Annotated in this window: 22 protein-coding genes; all 22 read left to right on the top strand. The window is 26.4% G+C overall.

Annotated features, from left to right (window positions below; genetic code table 11):
* Positions 1 to 5: 5 nt before the first annotated feature.
* The gene (locus CRIB_RS01040) at positions 6 to 2,306 is read left to right on the top strand and encodes a phage/plasmid primase, P4 family (protein WP_180702726.1); all 2,301 of its coding nucleotides are present in this window, start codon (positions 6 to 8) and stop codon (positions 2,304 to 2,306) included.
* A gap of 18 nt (positions 2,307 to 2,324) precedes the next feature.
* Positions 2,325 to 2,588 (top strand): PX domain-containing protein, encoded by a 264-nt coding sequence (locus CRIB_RS01045; protein ID WP_180702727.1) that lies wholly within the window; start codon positions 2,325 to 2,327, stop codon positions 2,586 to 2,588.
* Positions 2,589 to 2,592: 4 nt separating this feature from the next.
* Positions 2,593 to 2,868, top strand: a complete 276-nt coding sequence (locus tag CRIB_RS01050; RefSeq protein WP_180702728.1) for a hypothetical protein — start codon at positions 2,593 to 2,595, stop codon at positions 2,866 to 2,868.
* A 292-nt stretch (positions 2,869 to 3,160) separates the two neighbouring features.
* A complete protein-coding gene (locus CRIB_RS01055) occupies positions 3,161 to 3,397 on the top strand; it encodes a hypothetical protein (RefSeq protein ID WP_180702729.1) in 237 nt (78 codons plus the stop codon).
* A gap of 8 nt (positions 3,398 to 3,405) precedes the next feature.
* The gene (locus tag CRIB_RS01060; RefSeq protein WP_180702730.1) at positions 3,406 to 4,677 is read left to right on the top strand and encodes an FtsK/SpoIIIE domain-containing protein; all 1,272 of its coding nucleotides are present in this window, start codon (positions 3,406 to 3,408) and stop codon (positions 4,675 to 4,677) included.
* Positions 4,678 to 4,693: 16 nt separating this feature from the next.
* A complete protein-coding gene (locus CRIB_RS01065; protein ID WP_180702731.1) occupies positions 4,694 to 5,287 on the top strand; it encodes a hypothetical protein in 594 nt (197 codons plus the stop codon).
* Between the two features lie 1,439 nt (positions 5,288 to 6,726).
* Positions 6,727 to 7,152, top strand: coding sequence for a hypothetical protein (locus CRIB_RS01070; RefSeq protein WP_180702732.1), 426 nt, complete (start codon positions 6,727 to 6,729; stop codon positions 7,150 to 7,152).
* A 624-nt stretch (positions 7,153 to 7,776) separates the two neighbouring features.
* Positions 7,777 to 7,926: a hypothetical protein gene (locus CRIB_RS12685; protein WP_180702733.1), complete on the top strand. Its 150-nt coding sequence runs from the start codon at positions 7,777 to 7,779 to the stop codon at positions 7,924 to 7,926.
* A gap of 153 nt (positions 7,927 to 8,079) precedes the next feature.
* Positions 8,080 to 9,276 (top strand): poly-gamma-glutamate synthase PgsB, encoded by a 1,197-nt coding sequence (pgsB, locus tag CRIB_RS01080; protein ID WP_180702734.1) that lies wholly within the window; start codon positions 8,080 to 8,082, stop codon positions 9,274 to 9,276.
* Positions 9,277 to 9,316: 40 nt separating this feature from the next.
* Positions 9,317 to 9,766: a poly-gamma-glutamate biosynthesis protein PgsC gene (gene pgsC / locus CRIB_RS01085; protein WP_180702735.1), complete on the top strand. Its 450-nt coding sequence runs from the start codon at positions 9,317 to 9,319 to the stop codon at positions 9,764 to 9,766.
* 13 nt (positions 9,767 to 9,779) lie between these two features.
* Positions 9,780 to 10,955: a CapA family protein gene (locus tag CRIB_RS01090; protein ID WP_180702736.1), complete on the top strand. Its 1,176-nt coding sequence runs from the start codon at positions 9,780 to 9,782 to the stop codon at positions 10,953 to 10,955.
* A gap of 106 nt (positions 10,956 to 11,061) precedes the next feature.
* Entirely contained in the window at positions 11,062 to 12,003 is a 942-nt protein-coding gene (locus CRIB_RS01095) for an IS982 family transposase (protein ID WP_180701595.1), read from the top strand.
* A 305-nt stretch (positions 12,004 to 12,308) separates the two neighbouring features.
* Positions 12,309 to 13,796 (top strand): gamma-glutamyltransferase family protein, encoded by a 1,488-nt coding sequence (locus CRIB_RS01100; RefSeq protein ID WP_180702737.1) that lies wholly within the window; start codon positions 12,309 to 12,311, stop codon positions 13,794 to 13,796.
* 423 nt (positions 13,797 to 14,219) lie between these two features.
* Complete coding sequence (locus tag CRIB_RS12575; protein WP_243633549.1) at positions 14,220 to 14,414, top strand: hypothetical protein; 195 nt, start codon at positions 14,220 to 14,222, stop codon at positions 14,412 to 14,414.
* Between the two features lie 26 nt (positions 14,415 to 14,440).
* Entirely contained in the window at positions 14,441 to 16,294 is a 1,854-nt protein-coding gene (locus CRIB_RS01105) for a type I restriction enzyme subunit R domain-containing protein (RefSeq protein WP_330404964.1), read from the top strand.
* A 155-nt stretch (positions 16,295 to 16,449) separates the two neighbouring features.
* A complete protein-coding gene (locus tag CRIB_RS01110) occupies positions 16,450 to 16,785 on the top strand; it encodes a hypothetical protein (RefSeq protein WP_180702738.1) in 336 nt (111 codons plus the stop codon).
* A gap of 65 nt (positions 16,786 to 16,850) precedes the next feature.
* Positions 16,851 to 16,988, top strand: coding sequence for a hypothetical protein (locus tag CRIB_RS12580; RefSeq protein WP_243633550.1), 138 nt, complete (start codon positions 16,851 to 16,853; stop codon positions 16,986 to 16,988).
* 23 nt (positions 16,989 to 17,011) lie between these two features.
* Positions 17,012 to 17,320 carry a JAB domain-containing protein gene (locus CRIB_RS01115; RefSeq protein WP_243633551.1) on the top strand — a complete coding sequence of 103 codons (309 nt, stop codon included), beginning with the start codon at positions 17,012 to 17,014 and terminating at the stop codon, positions 17,318 to 17,320.
* Between the two features lie 137 nt (positions 17,321 to 17,457).
* Positions 17,458 to 17,751 (top strand): DUF960 family protein, encoded by a 294-nt coding sequence (locus tag CRIB_RS01120; RefSeq protein WP_180702739.1) that lies wholly within the window; start codon positions 17,458 to 17,460, stop codon positions 17,749 to 17,751.
* A gap of 26 nt (positions 17,752 to 17,777) precedes the next feature.
* Complete coding sequence (locus CRIB_RS01125; RefSeq protein ID WP_180702740.1) at positions 17,778 to 18,374, top strand: hypothetical protein; 597 nt, start codon at positions 17,778 to 17,780, stop codon at positions 18,372 to 18,374.
* Positions 18,375 to 18,526: 152 nt separating this feature from the next.
* The gene (locus CRIB_RS01130) at positions 18,527 to 18,799 is read left to right on the top strand and encodes a Mor transcription activator family protein (RefSeq protein WP_180702741.1); all 273 of its coding nucleotides are present in this window, start codon (positions 18,527 to 18,529) and stop codon (positions 18,797 to 18,799) included.
* A gap of 25 nt (positions 18,800 to 18,824) precedes the next feature.
* Complete coding sequence (locus tag CRIB_RS01135; RefSeq protein ID WP_180702742.1) at positions 18,825 to 19,067, top strand: hypothetical protein; 243 nt, start codon at positions 18,825 to 18,827, stop codon at positions 19,065 to 19,067.
* Positions 19,068 to 19,087 lie beyond the last annotated feature (20 nt).

A 19,087-nucleotide genomic window follows, 5' to 3' on the forward strand; every position in this document is an offset into this window, starting at 1 on the left:
ATATATTGCCTAACAATTTTGAAGTAATAAAAGTTAAAGAATTGTTTCCAGTAGTTCCAGTATTTAATTACACTAATAAACCAGTAGTACCATGGAAAAAAGATGTTAACAGATTATCTAGGGATTATGAGTTAAAAGGTGTAAATGAATATATTGACTATGTAAATAATAAAAATGAAGTTAAAAAAAGTAAAGTAACTGGATATGCATTAATAACTGGTAAAGATAGTGGAATTATGGTGTTAGATTTAGACCGTAACCATGGAGACGGCTCTAAGGATGGTATAAAAGCATATAAAGAACTTATCGAAAGCTTAAAACTAACACAAGAGGAGCAAAAACAAGCATTTGATACATTTACTGTAAAAACTCCTAACGGTGGCCTACATTTATATTTTAAGTATAAAGAAGGTTTAAAAAATGATAGCAACAAGGATTTATCAATAGATATTAGAACGGATGGAGGACTTATAATTGCTCCTGGCTCACTTAGAAAAATTGGTGAAGATATTAGAGAATATACAGTATATAAAGATAATCCTATATATGATATTCCAATAAAGTTATTTGATAAATTAACTGAGTATTTTGGAGTTAACAAAGTTAAAGGTAATAAACCTAAAGAAACAAATAAAAAGCCTGGTAGACATCCAAAGAATAAAGAATATTATACAGTTACTAACGAGGGTGGTCGAGATAATGCATTAATTAAATACTTAGGTAGATTAATAACTCAACCAATGTTTAGAGATATTCACGAGTTGTTACCAATGGCTATGATGTATAACCAATGTTATATAAATCCTCCATTGGATGCTCAAGAAGTAGAAAACAAAGTAAATAGTATATTATCTTATGCAAAACCAGTTTACTGTAAAGATAATGGTAAAATTATAAACGGCTCTTTGGTTAAATATGTATTAGATAAGTCTCCATCATACATTAAAGGTAATATGTTATATATCTATAATGAAGAATTAGGAATATATGAATATAAAGATACTAGAGACCAACTAAAGCTATATTATGACCATGTAATTATTGATGAAGATATAGACCCTGGTAAAGCTGATAAATTCGCTAAAACAATACACTCAATAGCTGATAATCATAAAGAACTATTTATATATGAAAATAGATATATAAACTGTTTAAATGGTGTGATAGATACAGAAACGGATGAGTTATTAGAATTTACTCCACAAATAAAACTAGATACCAAGTTTAATGGTAATTACTATGATATAGATAAGTATAAAGAGGATTATAACAAATCTAAGTTTAAAAGCTTCTTAGAAAATATACTTGATGATGGTACTATATTAACACTACAAGAAGCCTGGGGAGTTATGTTGTGTCCTAATGCTACCAAAGTGCAACAATGCTTTATATATAAAGGAGAAGGCTCTAATGGTAAGTCTAGTTTATTTGATATACAAACGGCTTTATTATACGATAAGGATAAATCAGTATGTGGTATAGGCTTAGGTAAATTTGGTGATGAGTTTATAATGGCTATGGCTGAGGGTAGGAGAGTTAATATAGTTAGGGATGATACCGTAGAAGGTAAAATAAATGGAGTTTTTAAAAGTGCCGTATGTGGTGAAGAAATAACAGTTAATAAGAAAAATAAAGACCATGTGCAAATGAAGTTTAATATGGCCTGGTTTTATGGTTTAAATAGGATGCCAGTTACTAATGATAAATCGTATGGATTTTTTAGGAGACCTATATTTATACCATTTAATGTAAGGTTTGGTACAATGGAACAAGTACAAAGAGGAGAAGCTGATAAAATAGGAGTGCCTGGAATAGTAGAGGATATTATATCAAATGAATTAGATATAGTGTTTATGTGGGCATATGAAGGACTTAAAAGGTTAAAGGCTAATAATTGGAAAGTAACACAAAGTGAAGCATCCATCCAGGAAATGGAAGAATATAAAGAGGAAGCCGACTCAGCATATGCATTTTATAAAAGGGAACTTATAAGAGTACCAGGATATAACCTTCATGCTAAAACATTATATGAAGAATATGAAAACTGGTGTCTAATGGAAAAAATAAATAGTCCAATGAATGTAACTCAATTTGGTAGACAGATGGCATCTTATGGACATAAAAAAGGTACTGGGATGGCTCACGATATAGATAAACCAGGTAATTCAGTGTTCTTTGGTGTAAATTATAAAAAGAATGTATATATACAAGTAGAAAATACAGAAAAGGTATTTGAAGAAAATAAGCAAAGTACTTTTATGGATGCAAGCTTCAAACCATCTGATATTGGTAACTCGCCATTTTAATATAAAAGGGGGATATATATGGATAATAAGTCTAAACAGTTATTAAGTGAGTATATGGACGTATTGTACAAGATAACGGTAGGAGAATATTGGTTTAATAAAGAAGGTAATATAAAAACACATGGTAAAGGCTCTAAAGAACATACAGACTTTTGTAATTTACTTTATAGAATGAGAGATTTATATATAGGACTTAGAGAGTTAAATATAAACCCACCAAGATGGGTAAATGACAATATGAAGATAGATAAACTAATAGAAGAATATAAAGAGGGGATATAATAATATGATAAACAAAATACAATTTGAAGGAATAAACAAAGGGATAATATTTAGAAATGATAGAATAATAAAGTTTAAGTTAGAGAATGTAGGAAGCTCAAAGAAGAATAAAACGGCTCTAGTAAGTACATTTGATATGGATAAACTTGATTTATTGGAAATGAGTAAAGAAAAAACCATCCTGATAGATGGCGAGTTTTACGAAACCAGTTACAAAGATAAAAATGATAACTGGATAAATGGATATTGCATAAATGCAAAAACTATAATACTTAAATAAAATATATATTTAAAGGGTAGGAAGAAGGTCGAAGGTCTCCTACTCTTTTATTATGCTTACATACATATGTAATTAATAAAAGTATAGCATATTTAAGCCTAAAATAAAATAATGCAAAATAAAAAAATATAACACATAATATCATCCAAAAACATATAAATATTATTATCAAGGGTATTCGTTAAAGTATTCGTGCATCTATTCATTAAGTAAGATATATAAACCACAGTAATACTAATACTTCAAGGTTATTTATTAAAATTAACTATTGTAAAAGGAGTGTTATAAAAACATGAAAAAAAAGGATACATCCGACCATGACAACACAATAGAAATATTAACATACTCAGTAATAGGTGGTTCAATTTGTTTAAGTCTTATGCCAGGATATATACCTTATGCAATATGTTATGGAGGTATTATAGTTAGTTTATATGGTATAGGAAAAATATTAGATAAGTATAAAGATGTTGAGGATATGAACTTTGTATCTAAAGAAAACATTAAGTATTTTAATAAAGATAAGTAGGTGATAGCATGAAGTTATTTAACTTTTTATCTAATAATGATAATAAAATGGACATTATAAACTTTGAAAAGCTCTTTATATTACTAGGTTTATATATAAATGATGGAGATGTAAAAAAACAAGTAATATACCAAGTTGATTATATGAATAACTCACAATATAAAAGGCATAAAACCAAGTTTAATGGGTGCTTAATAGGATTAACTGATTATGGTTATATTGAACGTTTTAGAGTGCCTTATAGCTTCAATAAGGATGATATAGAAGGATTAAAAGATAAACTAGAATTACAGACTAATAAAAGCATTGATATAGAGTTTATAAGTAGTTCCAATGGTGCTTACTTTGATATTAAAGTATATAATCATAAATTAAAGTCTAAATATAACTTTGAATTAATAGAGCCACCAATAAAAGATAAAATAGTAGTTACTTTGGGATATGGTAGACTAGGATTACTTGATTTTATTATAGATAAGCATATAGGATTATTTGGAGAGAGTGGAAGTGGTAAAAGTACAACGTTAAAGACTATATTAACTCAATTAGTATTAAATTATAAACCAAGTGAATTACAGTTATATCTATCGGATAACAAAGGAGGTACAGAACTTAATATATATTCAAATATAGAGCATACAAAGGCATTTACAAAGGATATAAAAGGATTAAAAGATATATTTAAAGACTTAAATAAAGAAGCTGATAGAAGATATAATTTATTATTTAATAGCAAATTAGAGGATATAAAAAGTTATAATAATAAGTTTAAAAAAGATAAGTTACCAGTAATATTATTTGTTATAGAAGAGTTTGCAAGTGTATATAAAGATAAGTCTATACAAAGTATGCTACAACTTGCATTGAGTCAATGGAGGTCTATTGGAATATATATTTTAATTACAACTCAAAGACCATCATCAAAGATAGTTACTGGTGATTTAAAGTGTAACTTAGGTATTATATTAGGCCTTAAAACACTTGATAGTAATAATTCAAATGTGGTTATAGATAAGTATAATTTACTGAATAATTTACGAGGTAATGGCCATGGATATATAAGATACAATGGTAAATTAAACGAATTTCAAAGTTTTTATATAGACCATACCCAGGTTAAGAGGTTAATAAGAAAATTAGAGATTAAAAAGGAAAATATAAAGGATGATAATGTTAAATCAAATATTATAGAGTTAAAAAAAGAAGGATACAAAGACCCTAAAGACAATAATAATAATATAGGTGAAGTTAAGGATTTTAGCTTCTTGAATGATTTATAGTAGGGGATGATGTACTTTGAGTAGCTGCAAGTATGAGATACTAACCGATAGAGATAAAAAAATACTAGAGTTAGTAGAGCAATTAAAAGTGGTAGATGTTTTTACAGTAGATAATATATTATTTAAAAATACCAAGTGTAATAGAGTGTGTCAAAGAAGATTAACTAATTTATCAGAGTTTAACCGTATAAAAAGATGGAGGCCTAATCAAATATCATCATATATTTATTATTTAGGTAGGAAACCTGGAAATATAGACCATAGTTTATTAATAAGCCATTTTGTAGCATATATTAATATATTAGGTGGTGAAGTGGTGAAGCTAAAAAGGGAATGGTTAATACATGAAGGTATAAGGATAGATTTATTTATAGGATATAGATTAAATGATAAAAATTATATTGCTATTGTAGAAGCTGAGAACACTAAAAACTTTGATAAAAAGTATGAGAAATTAGAAGAGTATTATTTAAGTAATTCATATAAAGAGTTATTTCCTATTATGCCTAAAGTTATATGTATTACTGATAAGCCATTTAAACCAGGTGTACTGGATGTGGTTACAATAGATACAAAGTTTAACAATATAAATATTTTATTAGAAGCTTAATAGCTTCTTTTTTATTGTTTTATTAGGATATAAATACCCTATGAAGTTTTTTTAAAGGCCTTAAAATCGATTTAAATACGTTGGAAAATGTAGGATTAAAATTTAAATAATATTATTGTAAACTAGATAAAACCATAGGATACCAAATATTATTATTGTTATAGGTATTCCAATTAAATACAAATAAATTAGTTCCATATTATCACCACCTAGTAAGATGATGGTCTAATTATAAAAGTTTTATACTGGTAAAAATATTAATAACTTATTAAAAATACAAATATATTGTAAGTATTGAAATTTCAACATTTTATATATAGGGGTATACCTATTAATAAGCATAAGTTTTTCGGAGTTTTTCCAATAAAAAAGGATAAAAAGGCAATATTAGGGCAATGGTGCTTAGTTTTGCTAAGTTTAAATATTTCCAAATTATTTCCTAAATAATGTAAGGTTTAGTAAGGTACTATAATATATTAGATAATATTATAGTTATATCATAATGATATTATAGGAGAATGTAGGAATATAAACCGAAAAAATAAAATTTATAAATAGTACCGAAGTATTGCAAATACTAGATTTTATTATAGGGGGTATACCCTATTTTTACGGAAAAAATTAACTAAAAAAGATAAGATTAGGGTAAGGTATGTAAGATTAGTATAATGAATAACGAGATTTTTACGAGTACCCCAAGATTACCCTAAGGTATATGAAATTTTAATACACCATAAAGGGATAGGTACTAAGATTTTACTAAGGTATAGGTAGGTTAGGGGTAGGTATATGACTTTAATTAATATAAAAATAAGTGTATAGCTAACAAATGCTAACAAATATAACTTAGAATTTATCTATTAAAAACATTAAAATTTTTTATAAAGAGATAGTAAAGATACCTAAAGACACTTTGAAGATACATATAAAGACCCCTAGAACGTAGTAATTGCAATAGGTAAAGATAGTAAAGATACTAAAGACCCCTAAAAGTTATATAAAAAAAATAATTAATTAATTATACATATATTTATATTTTTCAGATGTAAAAAATACCCCACAACATACCCACAATTATTTCACGATAAAATAATAAATATCAATAAGATATAAAATTATAGAAGGTTAAAAAGTGCTTGTATACTGGTTTATAAAAATACATAAAATTAAGTAAAATATATATAATACATTCCCCTCGTCTCCACCATTGAAATCCACTAAAAAGATATTGATGTAATAGTCAATATCTTTTTTCGTTTACATGAATATAGTATTAGATTAATATTTATTATACTAAGTTTGATAATTATAGGTATTTTAATAATATATAGGGCAAATAGGGCATATGATTTAAAAAAATACTTAGTTAGAAAATCGAATTATTATTTTTAGAATTATCTTGACATTAGTGCCCTTAATGCCATTAGAGTTACTATTCTATGTATATAATTAGAATAAAGAAATATTATTTAGAAGAATTTGTCCTTATAGATCTAGAAAAACATGTATTAAATTATAAAGCAATACCAGATTTAAGCAAGGAATTAAATGAAAGATTGAAAGCTAAGTATAATGATAATCATGAAATGTTAATTAACCTTAGAAATAAGTTAGATAAAGTAAATAAGGAAATTGAAAATATACTTAATGCTATAATGAGTGGTATAGTAAATAATATGTTAAAAGATAAGTTAGATGAATTAGAGCAAGTTAAGTTAAATTTAGATTTGAAGATAAATGAATTATCTATAGAAAGTAATGATGTAGATTCAGTAGATATAACAGAGGACAAATTAGAAGTATGTTTAGTAAGTTTAAAGAGTTTGTACTTACTAGGAACTTACCAGAATGTAAAAAGTTTATAATTGATTATGTTAAAGAAGTAATAGTATATAGAGACCACATTGAAGTGATATTCAATGTGGTCTTTTCTTTTGTTGACAATGAATTAAATCATAATGTATATATTACAGTAAATAGAGAATAAATTATAAAATTATATTTAATTTATAAAAAATACAAGAATAAAAACAGAATTTATAAAAAATACAAGAATAAAAACAGAATTTGTATTATAAAAATTGTATAAATAAAGATAATATAGTGTTATCATGCTAATGGATATTTAATTTAGGAAGGAGTTATGGATGAATAGAGTTAAGTATATATGAGTCAATCTCTTGTGTTAGTTAAAAATAATTTTCTAAATAACGTAAATATTTTTAACGAAAAACACTACTTTATAATGTAAATGGATTGATTAGAGTGAAGGGAGTGAAATATCACAGTTATTATAGTAATATGTGTTTCGTTATTGATAATATTAGGAATAAAAGAGAAATATGATCAAAAAATATATATCTAAAATACCAATTAGAGTAAATATAAATGGTATATGTGTAAAATCAACGGTTATAAGATTAATAACATGAGTTATTACTGAAGCAGGTTATAAAACAATAGGCAAAACTACTGGAACGGCATCTAGAATGATATTTTGGTTTGACTATGAAGAAGAGATTATAAAAAGAAATCCACAAGTACCAAATATTAGTGAGCAATTAAGAGTTATAAAGAAGACTGCTAATTTAGAAGCTGAGGAACTTGTATGTGAATGTATGGCTATTAATCCTGAATAAGTGTTTAAGATGGATGATGGATGGGAACCCCAATATACAGAAGGCTATAGGATTCTTGATAAGTATGGATTTAGATGTAAAATTTACTATCACGAAATAAGCTAACATAGCCAAAAATTTTAATTTTGAGAATTGAAAGGATATTAATTCGTAATGTTTATAATTGTAATATGTATGATACTACTTTTCATATTAGGGTTTAAAGAAAAGTTAGAGAATGAAAAGAATATAGAAATGATTCCTATAAGAGTTAATGTTAATGGAATACGTGGTAAATCAACAGCAACAAGATTGATAACGGGTATATTAACAGAATATGGATATAAAACAATTGGAAAAACAACAGGTACAGCTGCAAGAATGATATATTGGAATCAGGATGAAGAAAAAAAAGTTGTGAGAGGAATACAAGGAGCAAATATAAAAGAGCAAATAAAAGTAATTGCAGAAGCTTCATATATGGGTGTAGAGGCTCTTGTATGTGAGTGTATGGCAGTTAATCCAGAATATCAAGAAGTATATCAAGAACAAATGATAAAAGCAAATATATGTGTAATAGTAAATGTTCTAGAGGATCATATGGATGTAATGGGACCAACATTAAATCAAGTAGCGCAAGCTTTTTCAAAAACAATCCCTAATAATGGATGGCTAATAACAGTAGATGGTCCATACAGAGGATATTTTGAAGAAGAAGCAAAAAAGAAGAATACAAAAGTTATAATAGCAGATAATTCAAAAATACCTAATGGATATTTAGAGAAGTTTGACTATACATTGTTCCCAGACAATGTATCGATAGCATTAGCGGTATCAGAAGCATTAAACATAGATACAGAAATTGCATTACAGGGCATGTTAAATGCACATCCAGATCCAGGGGCAATGAGAATACACAGTATAATTAATGATAATATCGTATCTACTTTTGTAAATGGTTTTGCTGCAAATGAACCAGCATCCACTATGAGTATATGGGATAAGGTATGCGAAAAAGATTTACCTACAGATAATCCAATAATATTATTTAATGGTAGACCAGATAGAGTAGATAGAACAGAGCAATTTGTTAAAGAGATGTTCCCACTTTTAAATGGTGGTACACTTATCGGAATTGGTGAAGGGATTAAGTGTATAAATGATGCTTATGAAAAAGGTAAGTTTAATGTAGATGAGTACATAGATTTAGGAGGAAATTCTACAGAAGAAATAATGCAAGTATTAACAAAAATTATGAATAATAGGGTAATATTTGGAATTGGCAATATACATGGTGATGGGGAGCCTTTAATAAAAGCATTACTAGATTTAGAAGAAAATGAAAACGTAACAAATTTAGCGTTTTTATAATAAGTTTAATAATATTTATAAAGAGGGGAGATTAAAAGATATGTACTTAACAGATTTATATTTATCGCTTATATTAGGGCTTACAATAGGCTTAATATTTACTGAAATAACAGGAATTACACCAGGAGGAATTATAGTGCCTGGATATTTAGCACTTATGTTGGATCAACCAATAACTATTTTGATAGTAGCATCAATCAGTATGGCAACATTCTTAATAGTTAAATTTATTTTACCAAAGTTCATAATATTATATGGAAGAAGAAGATTTGTTGCAGTAATATTTATATCTGTATTTTTAAAATTAATATTTGAATATATATATCCAATACTACCTTTTGAAATATATGAATTTAGAGGAATAGGTGTTCTTGTTCCAGCTCTTATCGCTAATGGATTCTTAAAACAAGGTATAAAATTAACAACAGTGAGTGCAGCTGCAGTTACAGCACCTATATTTTTAATAATGAATTTCTTATATATATATTAGGGAGTGTGTATAGATGAAGTTAAAAGATAAAATTCAAATATATATGAAAAATAATAAAGAAATAAGTCTCAAAAAGAGTATTATAATTACAGGAGTACTTTTTATAATGTTATTAAGTACGGGTTACATTAGAAATAATAAAAGTTATAATAATTCATATTCTTTAAATAAAGAAGATAATTTATTTAAAGCTACATTTGTTGGGGATATAATGATGACTAGAAGTATAGAACAAGTTGGTGAACGAAAAGGATATGAATATTTTTTTGAAAATGTATCTCATTTATGGAAAAATTCAGATTATGTATTAGGTAATTTAGAGAATGCAGTTTTAGAAATAGATGAATCAAATTATAATAAAGCTGATAAAGAAATACATCTAGCAACTAAACCAAAAGCTGTAGATGCTATTAAAGATTCTGGGTTCGATATTGTATCTTTAGCAAATAATCATACTGCGGATTATAGCAGAGAAGGAGTACTATCTACAATTAATGTACTTAAAGATATAGATATTAAATATATTGGTGCAGGAGAAAATATTAAAGAAGCTATAAAATATGACATAACAGAAGTTAACGGTATAAAGATAGCAACTATAGCTATAAGTGATGTAGTACCAAGAAGCGCATCTGCTACAAGTGAACAACCTGGTATATTAAGTACATATTATGATGGTTACATTGAAATCATAAATAAAGCATCTAAAGAAACAGATATAACAATAGTTGTATCACATTGGGGAGAAGAGTATACTTTAGAATCTGCAAGTAATAGACAAAGTGAGTTGGCAAAAAGTTTTATAAACGCAGGTGCTGATATAGTAATAGGAGGACATCCACATGTTCTTCAACCTATTGAATTATATAAAGATGGGATTATATTCTATAGTTTAGGAAATTTTATATTTGATCAAGGGTTTAGTAGAACTAAGGATAGTATGGTAGTAAACTATACAATAGATTCTAATGGAGATGGTCAATTTGAAATAATACCAATTAGAATAAATGAGGGTAAGCCATGTGTTACTGATAATAAGTTCTATATACAAAGATCATTCAAACTATTAACTAAATTATTAGATAGAAGTAAGTATACTATAGAAAATAATAAATTAATCGTAAAGTCAACTTCAGTAGACTTAGATTCTATAAGAAATACGGAGTTATATAATGAACTAAATAGTTAATTAAATTATTAATTAACTCGTTGTGCTAGTTAAATTTTTCAATAATAAAACTCCAACAAATATAGTATCCTAAGATTATCTCTACTATTCTAAAGGAGGATTATATATGCTAGAGTTTAATAATTATTATATCCAAGATCAAAAAAATTTAACTGATTTATTTACAAATATATTTGTAATTATAGATGATATATATAATGAGATTATACCTATAACTGTAAGTAATAGACGTAATATAAAAGATAGCAAACTTTCTGATAGTGAGATAATCACTATTAGCATAGTTGGTGAACTTTTAACTATTGATTCTGAAAAAGCATTCTTTAGTTTGCTTAAAAGGGAATATAAAAATCTATTTCCAAAGATAGGAGATAGAACGAGATTCAACAGAACTAAAAGAAACTTATATTGGGTAATATCTAAAATAAGAGAGCATATTTCTTTATTTATGCAATCTTATTCTAACAATATAAGAATTGTAGATAGTATGCCTATTCCAGTATGTGAATTTGGTAGAGCACATTTTAGTAAATGCTTTAAAGGCGAAGCCTCTTATGGTAGATGTCCTTCAAAAAAACAAACTTATTTTGGATTTAAATTTCATGCTCTTACTACAATAGATGGATTTTTATCTGATTATATTATAACTCCAGCTAATGTAGATGATAGAAATGCAGTATGGGATTTATGTGATAAATATAAATCTATTTCTATTATTGGTGATAAAGGGTATGTAAATAAAAGGCTAACGCCTGAACTGAAAGTTGAAAAGGATATAAATCTATTATTTTTAAAGCGCGGAAATAGTAAAGATAATTATCCCAAAGATATAAGACAATTGATATTTAAAGCTAGAAGAAGGATAGAAACTAGTTTTTCTCAGTTGGCAGAACAATTAAATTTGAATAAAGTAAAAAGTAAATCAATGTTAGGATTTATAACTAGAACTTCAATAAAAGTTTTAGCTCATAATATATCATTTCTAATAAACAAATTAATGGGAAATGAAGATTCTATATCTAAAATAAAAAGATTAGTATTTGGATAAAAATTACAAATACTAATCTTTCATAGGATATTCTTTTTTGCACAATTTAAATTCCTTTATTTGGAAAAATAATTAACTAGCACAACAGATTAATTAGATAAAAAATAATTGAGATAGAGTATTTATTCAATTAGCTATATATTTTAATTTTTAAATGTAGTTAATTGTTTTTATATTAATAAAGGTGGGTGAGTTAAATAAAAAGAAAGAGATTAAAAAAAAATAAAATATTATTATTGTGTCTTATCTTTGTTATATTGATTGTATATATTGGATTTACGAATTGGAATGTAATACAAGAAAATATGGATTTAAGCAAAGGTAATAAAATTATAGATGGTGAATGTGGTGTAAGCTCATCTAGTCCAATAGCAACTAAAGTAGGTATGGAAATATTAGAAAATGGTGGAAATGCAGTTGATGCAGCTATAGCAGTTTCATATGTACTAGGCGTTGTAGAACCTTGGGGATCTGGGATCGGAGGCGGTGGAGGAATGTTAATTTATGATTATTCAAATGATAAGTTTGACTTCTTTAATTACAGAGACTCAGCACCAATATCTTCATCTAAAAAACTTAGTAACATAGGTGTTCCAGGATTTGTAAAAGGTATGGAAGAAATACATAAATATTATGGAACTATAGATATTAAAGAGTTAATAGAACCAGCTATTAATTATGCTAAAAATGGATTTAAAATAGATTATGTTTTAGAAGAGCAATTAAAAAGATATGAGAAGTACTATATTAGCGATGATTTCTATGATGATAATGGAAAAATATTAAAATATGGGGATACTTTTATTCAAAATGATTTAGCAGAAACTCTACGAGAAATAAAACAAAATGGATCAAATGCTTTTTATGAAGGCAGTATTGCTGATAAAATTGTAAGTAACTCAACGTTAACTAAGGAGGATTTAAAAAATTATAAAGTAGATAGATTGGAGCCAGTAAAAGGAATGTATTTAGGGTATGAAATAGTTTCAGCACCAGCACCTTTTTCTGGAGTTACATTAATACAAATGTTAAAAATATTTGAAAAAATAGGTATAAGTAATCCAGATTATGATATTGAATCATATATAGAGGATTTAAAGTTTATAAGTAATATAACTGCAGCAGATAGAGTAAATAATATTACAGATCCAAATTTCTATAATGTAAATAATAATTATTTAGTTAGCGATGAGTATATAGATATCTTACTAAAAAAAGGTAGAGTAGCGTATAAAGAAGATAAAGAACATGAGAGTACAACACATTTTGTTGTCTTAGATAAAGATGGTATGATAGTATCTGCTACTAATACATTAGGCGGATTTTGGGGATCTAAAGAGAGTGTTGCAGGTATTTATTTGAATGAGACACTTAATAATTTTTCATCAACAAGTGGAAATATTAATAGTTATGAGCCTGGTAAAATTCCAAGAAATTTTACCGCTCCAACTATTATAAAAAAAGGTGATGATTATATTATGGGGATAGGATCACCAGGTGGAAGTAAAATAATTAAAATATTAGCACCAGTACTACTAAATATATTACAGTTTGGTACAGATATTAAAACTGCTGTAGATAAACCTAGGGTAGTATTTATTGATGAGATAAATTTAGCTGTTGAAGATAGAAAAAGTATAGATTTTGTAAAAGTAAAAAATAATAATTATATAATAAGTGAAAAAAAAAATAGATTCTATTTTGGATCAGTACAAGCTATAGGAATATCATCAGAAGAAGGTATGTTTAGTGTTATAGATGATAGAAGAAATGGATTTAAAAAATATGAATAATTTACTGAAAAGGTGCACTAGATATATTTAATATATGCTTTTTAGTTTAAGTAAAATATATTAGTGAGTTAATATTAATATGAATTTTTAGTATATTGATAATATAATAGTTTAAATTCAAAAAGTTAGTATATCTATTATTGATATATAGTTATATAAATAAAATGATAATAAATTAGATACTAGTATTTATAAGTTAATTTACTATAATAAATATATAAGAAAAGAGGCTTAGAATGAATTCTATAGCCTCAATTTTTTAATTACAAGGGTATTGATAGTAAAACCTTTTATTGATATTTAACTATTATTAGCATAGAGATCATTCCTTTCTTGGTTTGTGTGAAACTCTATGTTCTTTTATTTTGCAAGAAAAGTAAACACTTAAATGTCAACTAAATATTATACTATCAGGAAACATGTATGAAAAATATAAAATTAGTAGCACTAGCATTAATTATTATTTTTACAGTTGGATGTGAAAGTAATAATCTTAAAGAAGTTACTAATATAGAGTCAAAAGAAGTAGCACTAAAAGTCAAAATAGAAAAATCTGTGGGTGGATTGTTAATAGACTATGATGTATATGCAGATGATAAAAAAATAGGTCAGATTTAGCAGATGCTATTGTAAATCGAGCAAAGATTATTATAACAACTATACAAAAATTCCAGTATGCATTATCTAAGATAGAACAATTAGAAAAAAGACGTTATGCAGTAATAATAGATGAGGCACATTCTTCTACATCTGGAGAGAATATGAATGCTTTAAAGGAAAATTTATCAGGTAAAACTTTAGAAGAAGCTAAAAAAATTGATGAAGAAAATGAAAATAATGAACAATCTAGTTTAGACAAGATGAATGAGATTATAGAGAAAAGAACTAATGTAGGTAATATAAGTTTCTTTGCTTTTACTGCTACTCCTAAGAATAAGACTATACAAGTTTTTGGTAGGATAGGTGAAGATGGCTTACCACATGAGTTTCATTTATATTCGATGAAACAAGCTATAGAAGAAGGATTCATATTAGATGTTTTAAAGAACTTTATGCCTGTTAGTGTATATTACAAAGTAGGTAAGAAGATTGCATATAACCCTGAGTTTGATAAGAGTGAAACAAAGAGAGCTATAAATAAGTTTGTTAGTTTAAAAGAGCATAATATAAGACAAAAGGTTGAAACTATAGTAGATGATTTTGTAGATAATAGGGCTATGTGGTTAGATGGTAGAGCTAAGTGTATGATAGTTACTGCAAGTAGACTTCATGCTGTTAGGTATAAGTTAACAATAGATCAATATATAAAAGAAAAAGGATACAATATGAAAGCATTGGTTGCTTTTTCTGGTACGGTAAAAGATGGTGATGATGAATATACTGAATTAGATATGAATAAAGATGTAGCATCAGATATAAATGATTCTAATTTACCAACTATCTTTGAAAAAAGTGATTTTAGGTTACTTATAGTTGCAGAGAAATATCAAACAGGGTTTGACCAACCAAAGCTTTGTGCTATGTATGTTGATAAAAAATTAGATGGAGTAAAGACTGTTCAGACTTTATCAAGACTTAATAGAACTTATCCTAATAAGCAGACTTTTATATTAGATTTTCAAAATAGTGTAGAAGATATTCAAGATGCATATAAGCCATATTTTGAAATGACTAATATAGATAAAGTTACTGACCCTAATGTGGTCAATGATCTTTGGTATCAGTTACATGAGTATGGTATATATACAGATGAAGAGATAAATGATTTTGCTGTTTTATTTTATAAAGATAAAAGAACAAATGCACAAGATGCCAAGATGAATAATTTGATTGATATGGCAGTTGAAAGATATTGTTATTTAGAAGATGAGGATGAGAAAAGAGCCGATGAGTTTAAGAAAAAATGTCAAAAGTATATTACTTTTTATAATTTCTTGATTCAGATTTATCCTATAAAAAATTTAAATCTTTTAAGATTACAAGTTTATCTAGTTGTACTTTTAAGAAAGTTACCTAAAAAGCATAAAGAGAGAATTGATATAGATGATATGTTAAGTATAGATTATTATAAGTTGAAAAAGTTAGGTGAAGATAATAAAAAAGGTAATGATATATCTTTATATAAAGGTGAAGGTGAATTAGTTGGTATATCTGAAACTGCTATAGCTCGTGTTAATGAAGTGGATGAAGAGTGTTTAGAGGATATAATTAAGAAGGTAAATGATGTTTTTGGAGTAGGTCTTACGGAAGAAGATAGAATTATAATAGATCAATATGAAGAGATATTTAAAAATGATAAGAGTATTATGGATATAGCTAAGGCAAATAGCTATGAAGATTTGGTTAGTACTTTTGCTAAGAGCTACTTTAAGAGAGGTATTGTCAAGACTAAGAATAGAAATGATAGACTTGTTAAGGAGATATTAACTAATAGTAATTTACAAAATTATATGATTCATTATTTAGCTGAAAAAATATATGCAGAAGCAAATCATTAAGATGTATTAAATTAAATTATAAATATATATTATATTTTTGAATCTATATTAAATAGAGAATATAGTAGATAGTAACATAAAATTAATTAATTGAGATGTTGGTAGAAATACTAATATCTCTTTTTTATTGCAAAATTAAAAAGGAGGAAATTATAATGATTAACTTATGGAAGAAAGAAGATTTAAATGTATTATCAGAATATCCAAAGGAAGTAGTTGAAAATGTTGATAACATCATTAATATTCTAGATGAAAGTTATGGGTACAACAGAAAACTAACAGATGATGGTGGATATGTGTGCATAATTGAGGATATTAAAGAAGTAGAAAACTTAAAATCAAATATATTAAAGGGGTTAGTAGAAGAGTTTAGTGATGTAATATATGAAGATGAAGTTAATACATATAATTCAACACTATACTTGTTATCTAGTGATTATAGTGTTACTGTAATTTCTAAAAATGAAGAAACTGAGTACTTATTTAAATAAGCATATACATTGATAAGGTGTATATGCTTATTTTAATTTTAATAAATAAAGGAGAGAAAAGCAGAATGAATAAAAAGAGAACTCCTGCCAAGAGAGTTGATATAGTTTCATTTAAATTAGTAAAAGAAAGTAGTGTTCTATATGAAACGAGAAAAATAAGCAATCTTTATGATGCTTATAGATTAGCAAAGAATTTTTTATAAATAGTGCTAGTGAAAAGTTTGTAGTGGTATCTTTAGATACAAAGAATCAGCTAGTAAGCATAGAAGTTGTAAGTATAGGCACTGTAAATTCAGCTATGGTACATCCAAGAGAATTATTCAAAGTAGCTTTATTAAGTAATGCATCTAAAATAATATGCTTTCACAATCATCCATCAGGTAATACTGACTTTAGTAAGGAAGATGAAGAGATAGCTAATATGCTACAGAAGCGTGGAGAAATACTAGGCATTGAATTAGTAGGTTGTATAGTTATTGGAGATGATGATAAATACTTTAGTTTTAAAGAAAACTGTAAGATAGAAGAGTCTTAGCTTAAATAAATTAGGCTAAGGCTTTTTCTATGTTCCAAAGCAATTAAAAAAAAATCAATTTTAGGTTGAGCCCGGAAAGCCCTTTAAAAAAATAGTACATATAAATTTAAAATTAAAAACTAAATAGGAGTTGTAATATGTTTAAAAAAGAAAATAGGTATATGACAAAAGAGATAGCTGAAAATTTACCAATTGAAATAGCTATACTACTATGGGATTTAATAGATAACTTAACTACAGAAAAAGATTATCTGCAAATATTTGAAATAAATCCCATAGGATTAGGAGTAGTTGAGATAGTTCATAAGCAAGAAGTACCTGAATATGAAGCTAGGATATATATACAGAATGATAAAATTAAAGATAAATTAAAAATATATGTTATAGATAATGTTGAATATAGAACAATGATGTTTTCAAATGAATATTAGTTAATGATTAAAGGAGATAGAGTAATATGATAAATAATAAATCTGAAATAATTAATAAGTTATTTTTCAATGAATTAAAAGAGTTAATAGATAAATACAACAATATAGATGATAAAACTGTAGATGCAATAGAAAAGATATTTACATGTATAGAAGATGAAGAAATAAAGAATTACCTAATAAGAGATAATTGTAAGCTACAAGAGTTAGTAAATAGATACAATAAACTTGAAAATTTAAACATAGATGAAGCTATATTCTTTGCTTGGTACAACTTAAATATAAATACAATATCTATAGATAAAGCAAGTAAGTATTACTATGATTTAACTACAAGCAACTATATAGACGTAGAAAATCATCTAATATATACAAATGAAAGAGATTTAAGGCAGTATGCTAAAGATGAATTAGAAACTATGTTAAGCATGGAACATCATATAGATAGATTACTAGATAAAGACATGTTAATAGATATGTGGTTAAACAATACTTCAAAAGAAGAAGTACTAGAAGAAATATTAATGAGTGATGATATAGAAGATATATTGAATCTATCTCCAGAATATGCGTTTACATTAACTAATGGAATAGAATATAGATACTCAGAAAAAGAAGAATAAAATAAGTATATGTACTGAAAAATACGGGCTTTAAGGGCGTATACATTAAAGTACATATTTGAAAATACTATAGATTTTACAAGAGAAAATCAGAATGAAACTTTTTCAAATACTAGTTATTATTAATTAGTGCTAGAAAAGGAGGTGGAGTGATGACTAACAACAGTAATAATAATTGTGATTATAAAGGCATATATGCAGATATGGTTGAGGTTCTGGGTGAAGAAATAGTCATTAAATTACATAAGTATTATCGTGGACAACAAATAACATTTCCAATGAAACTATATTCTATTGAATATGTGGAACGATATATAGTGAAGAATTATAGAACAAAAACAATAAAAGAAATGTGTAGAGAGTTAGGATATACAGAGGGATGGATAAAGCAATTAATTAATAAAAATAGATTAAATTCAAAGTAATTAGAGAAGGAGATTGACAGTAGATATGATATTAACAGTATTAGCAATACTTATCGGGACAGGTATATTTTTTCTGATTAATTCAATGCTAGATATAACGTATTTTGGATGTGGCCCAATAGGATTTTTATGGTTTGGATGTTTTATTGTGTCATATGCAATATTAACATCATTAGGTGGTATAGTTTTAGGATTGTTAAAGTGGATAGTTATAGGAGTGATTATACTATTTGTAATAGGATTAATAGTAAATAAAAATAATGATTAATATAATTTAAGAGCCTTGCT

Origin of the sequence: Romboutsia ilealis, assembly GCF_900015215.1 — a bacterium.
GTDB lineage: Bacteria > Bacillota > Clostridia > Peptostreptococcales > Peptostreptococcaceae > Romboutsia > Romboutsia ilealis.

Excerpts from the sequence above, each read along its gene's own strand:
- CRIB_RS01045 (WP_180702727.1), top strand. The coding sequence starts at position 2,325 with ATGGATAATAAGTCTAAACAGTTATTAAGTGAGTATATGGACGTATTG.
- CRIB_RS01050 (WP_180702728.1), top strand. The coding sequence starts at position 2,593 with ATGATAAACAAAATACAATTTGAAGGAATAAACAAAGGGATAATATTT.
- CRIB_RS01055 (WP_180702729.1), top strand. The coding sequence starts at position 3,161 with ATGAAAAAAAAGGATACATCCGACCATGACAACACAATAGAAATATTA.
- CRIB_RS01060 (WP_180702730.1), top strand. The coding sequence starts at position 3,406 with ATGAAGTTATTTAACTTTTTATCTAATAATGATAATAAAATGGACATT.
- CRIB_RS01070 (WP_180702732.1), top strand. The coding sequence starts at position 6,727 with ATGTATATAATTAGAATAAAGAAATATTATTTAGAAGAATTTGTCCTT.
- CRIB_RS12685 (WP_180702733.1), top strand. The coding sequence starts at position 7,777 with ATGATATTTTGGTTTGACTATGAAGAAGAGATTATAAAAAGAAATCCA.
- pgsB (WP_180702734.1), top strand. The coding sequence starts at position 8,080 with ATGTTTATAATTGTAATATGTATGATACTACTTTTCATATTAGGGTTT.
- pgsC (WP_180702735.1), top strand. The coding sequence starts at position 9,317 with ATGTACTTAACAGATTTATATTTATCGCTTATATTAGGGCTTACAATA.
- CRIB_RS01090 (WP_180702736.1), top strand. The coding sequence starts at position 9,780 with ATGAAGTTAAAAGATAAAATTCAAATATATATGAAAAATAATAAAGAA.
- CRIB_RS01095 (WP_180701595.1), top strand. The coding sequence starts at position 11,062 with ATGCTAGAGTTTAATAATTATTATATCCAAGATCAAAAAAATTTAACT.
- CRIB_RS01100 (WP_180702737.1), top strand. The coding sequence starts at position 12,309 with ATGGATTTAAGCAAAGGTAATAAAATTATAGATGGTGAATGTGGTGTA.
- CRIB_RS12575 (WP_243633549.1), top strand. The coding sequence starts at position 14,220 with ATGAAAAATATAAAATTAGTAGCACTAGCATTAATTATTATTTTTACA.
- CRIB_RS01110 (WP_180702738.1), top strand. The coding sequence starts at position 16,450 with ATGATTAACTTATGGAAGAAAGAAGATTTAAATGTATTATCAGAATAT.
- CRIB_RS12580 (WP_243633550.1), top strand. The coding sequence starts at position 16,851 with ATGAATAAAAAGAGAACTCCTGCCAAGAGAGTTGATATAGTTTCATTT.
- CRIB_RS01120 (WP_180702739.1), top strand. The coding sequence starts at position 17,458 with ATGTTTAAAAAAGAAAATAGGTATATGACAAAAGAGATAGCTGAAAAT.
- CRIB_RS01125 (WP_180702740.1), top strand. The coding sequence starts at position 17,778 with ATGATAAATAATAAATCTGAAATAATTAATAAGTTATTTTTCAATGAA.
- CRIB_RS01130 (WP_180702741.1), top strand. The coding sequence starts at position 18,527 with ATGACTAACAACAGTAATAATAATTGTGATTATAAAGGCATATATGCA.
- CRIB_RS01135 (WP_180702742.1), top strand. The coding sequence starts at position 18,825 with ATGATATTAACAGTATTAGCAATACTTATCGGGACAGGTATATTTTTT.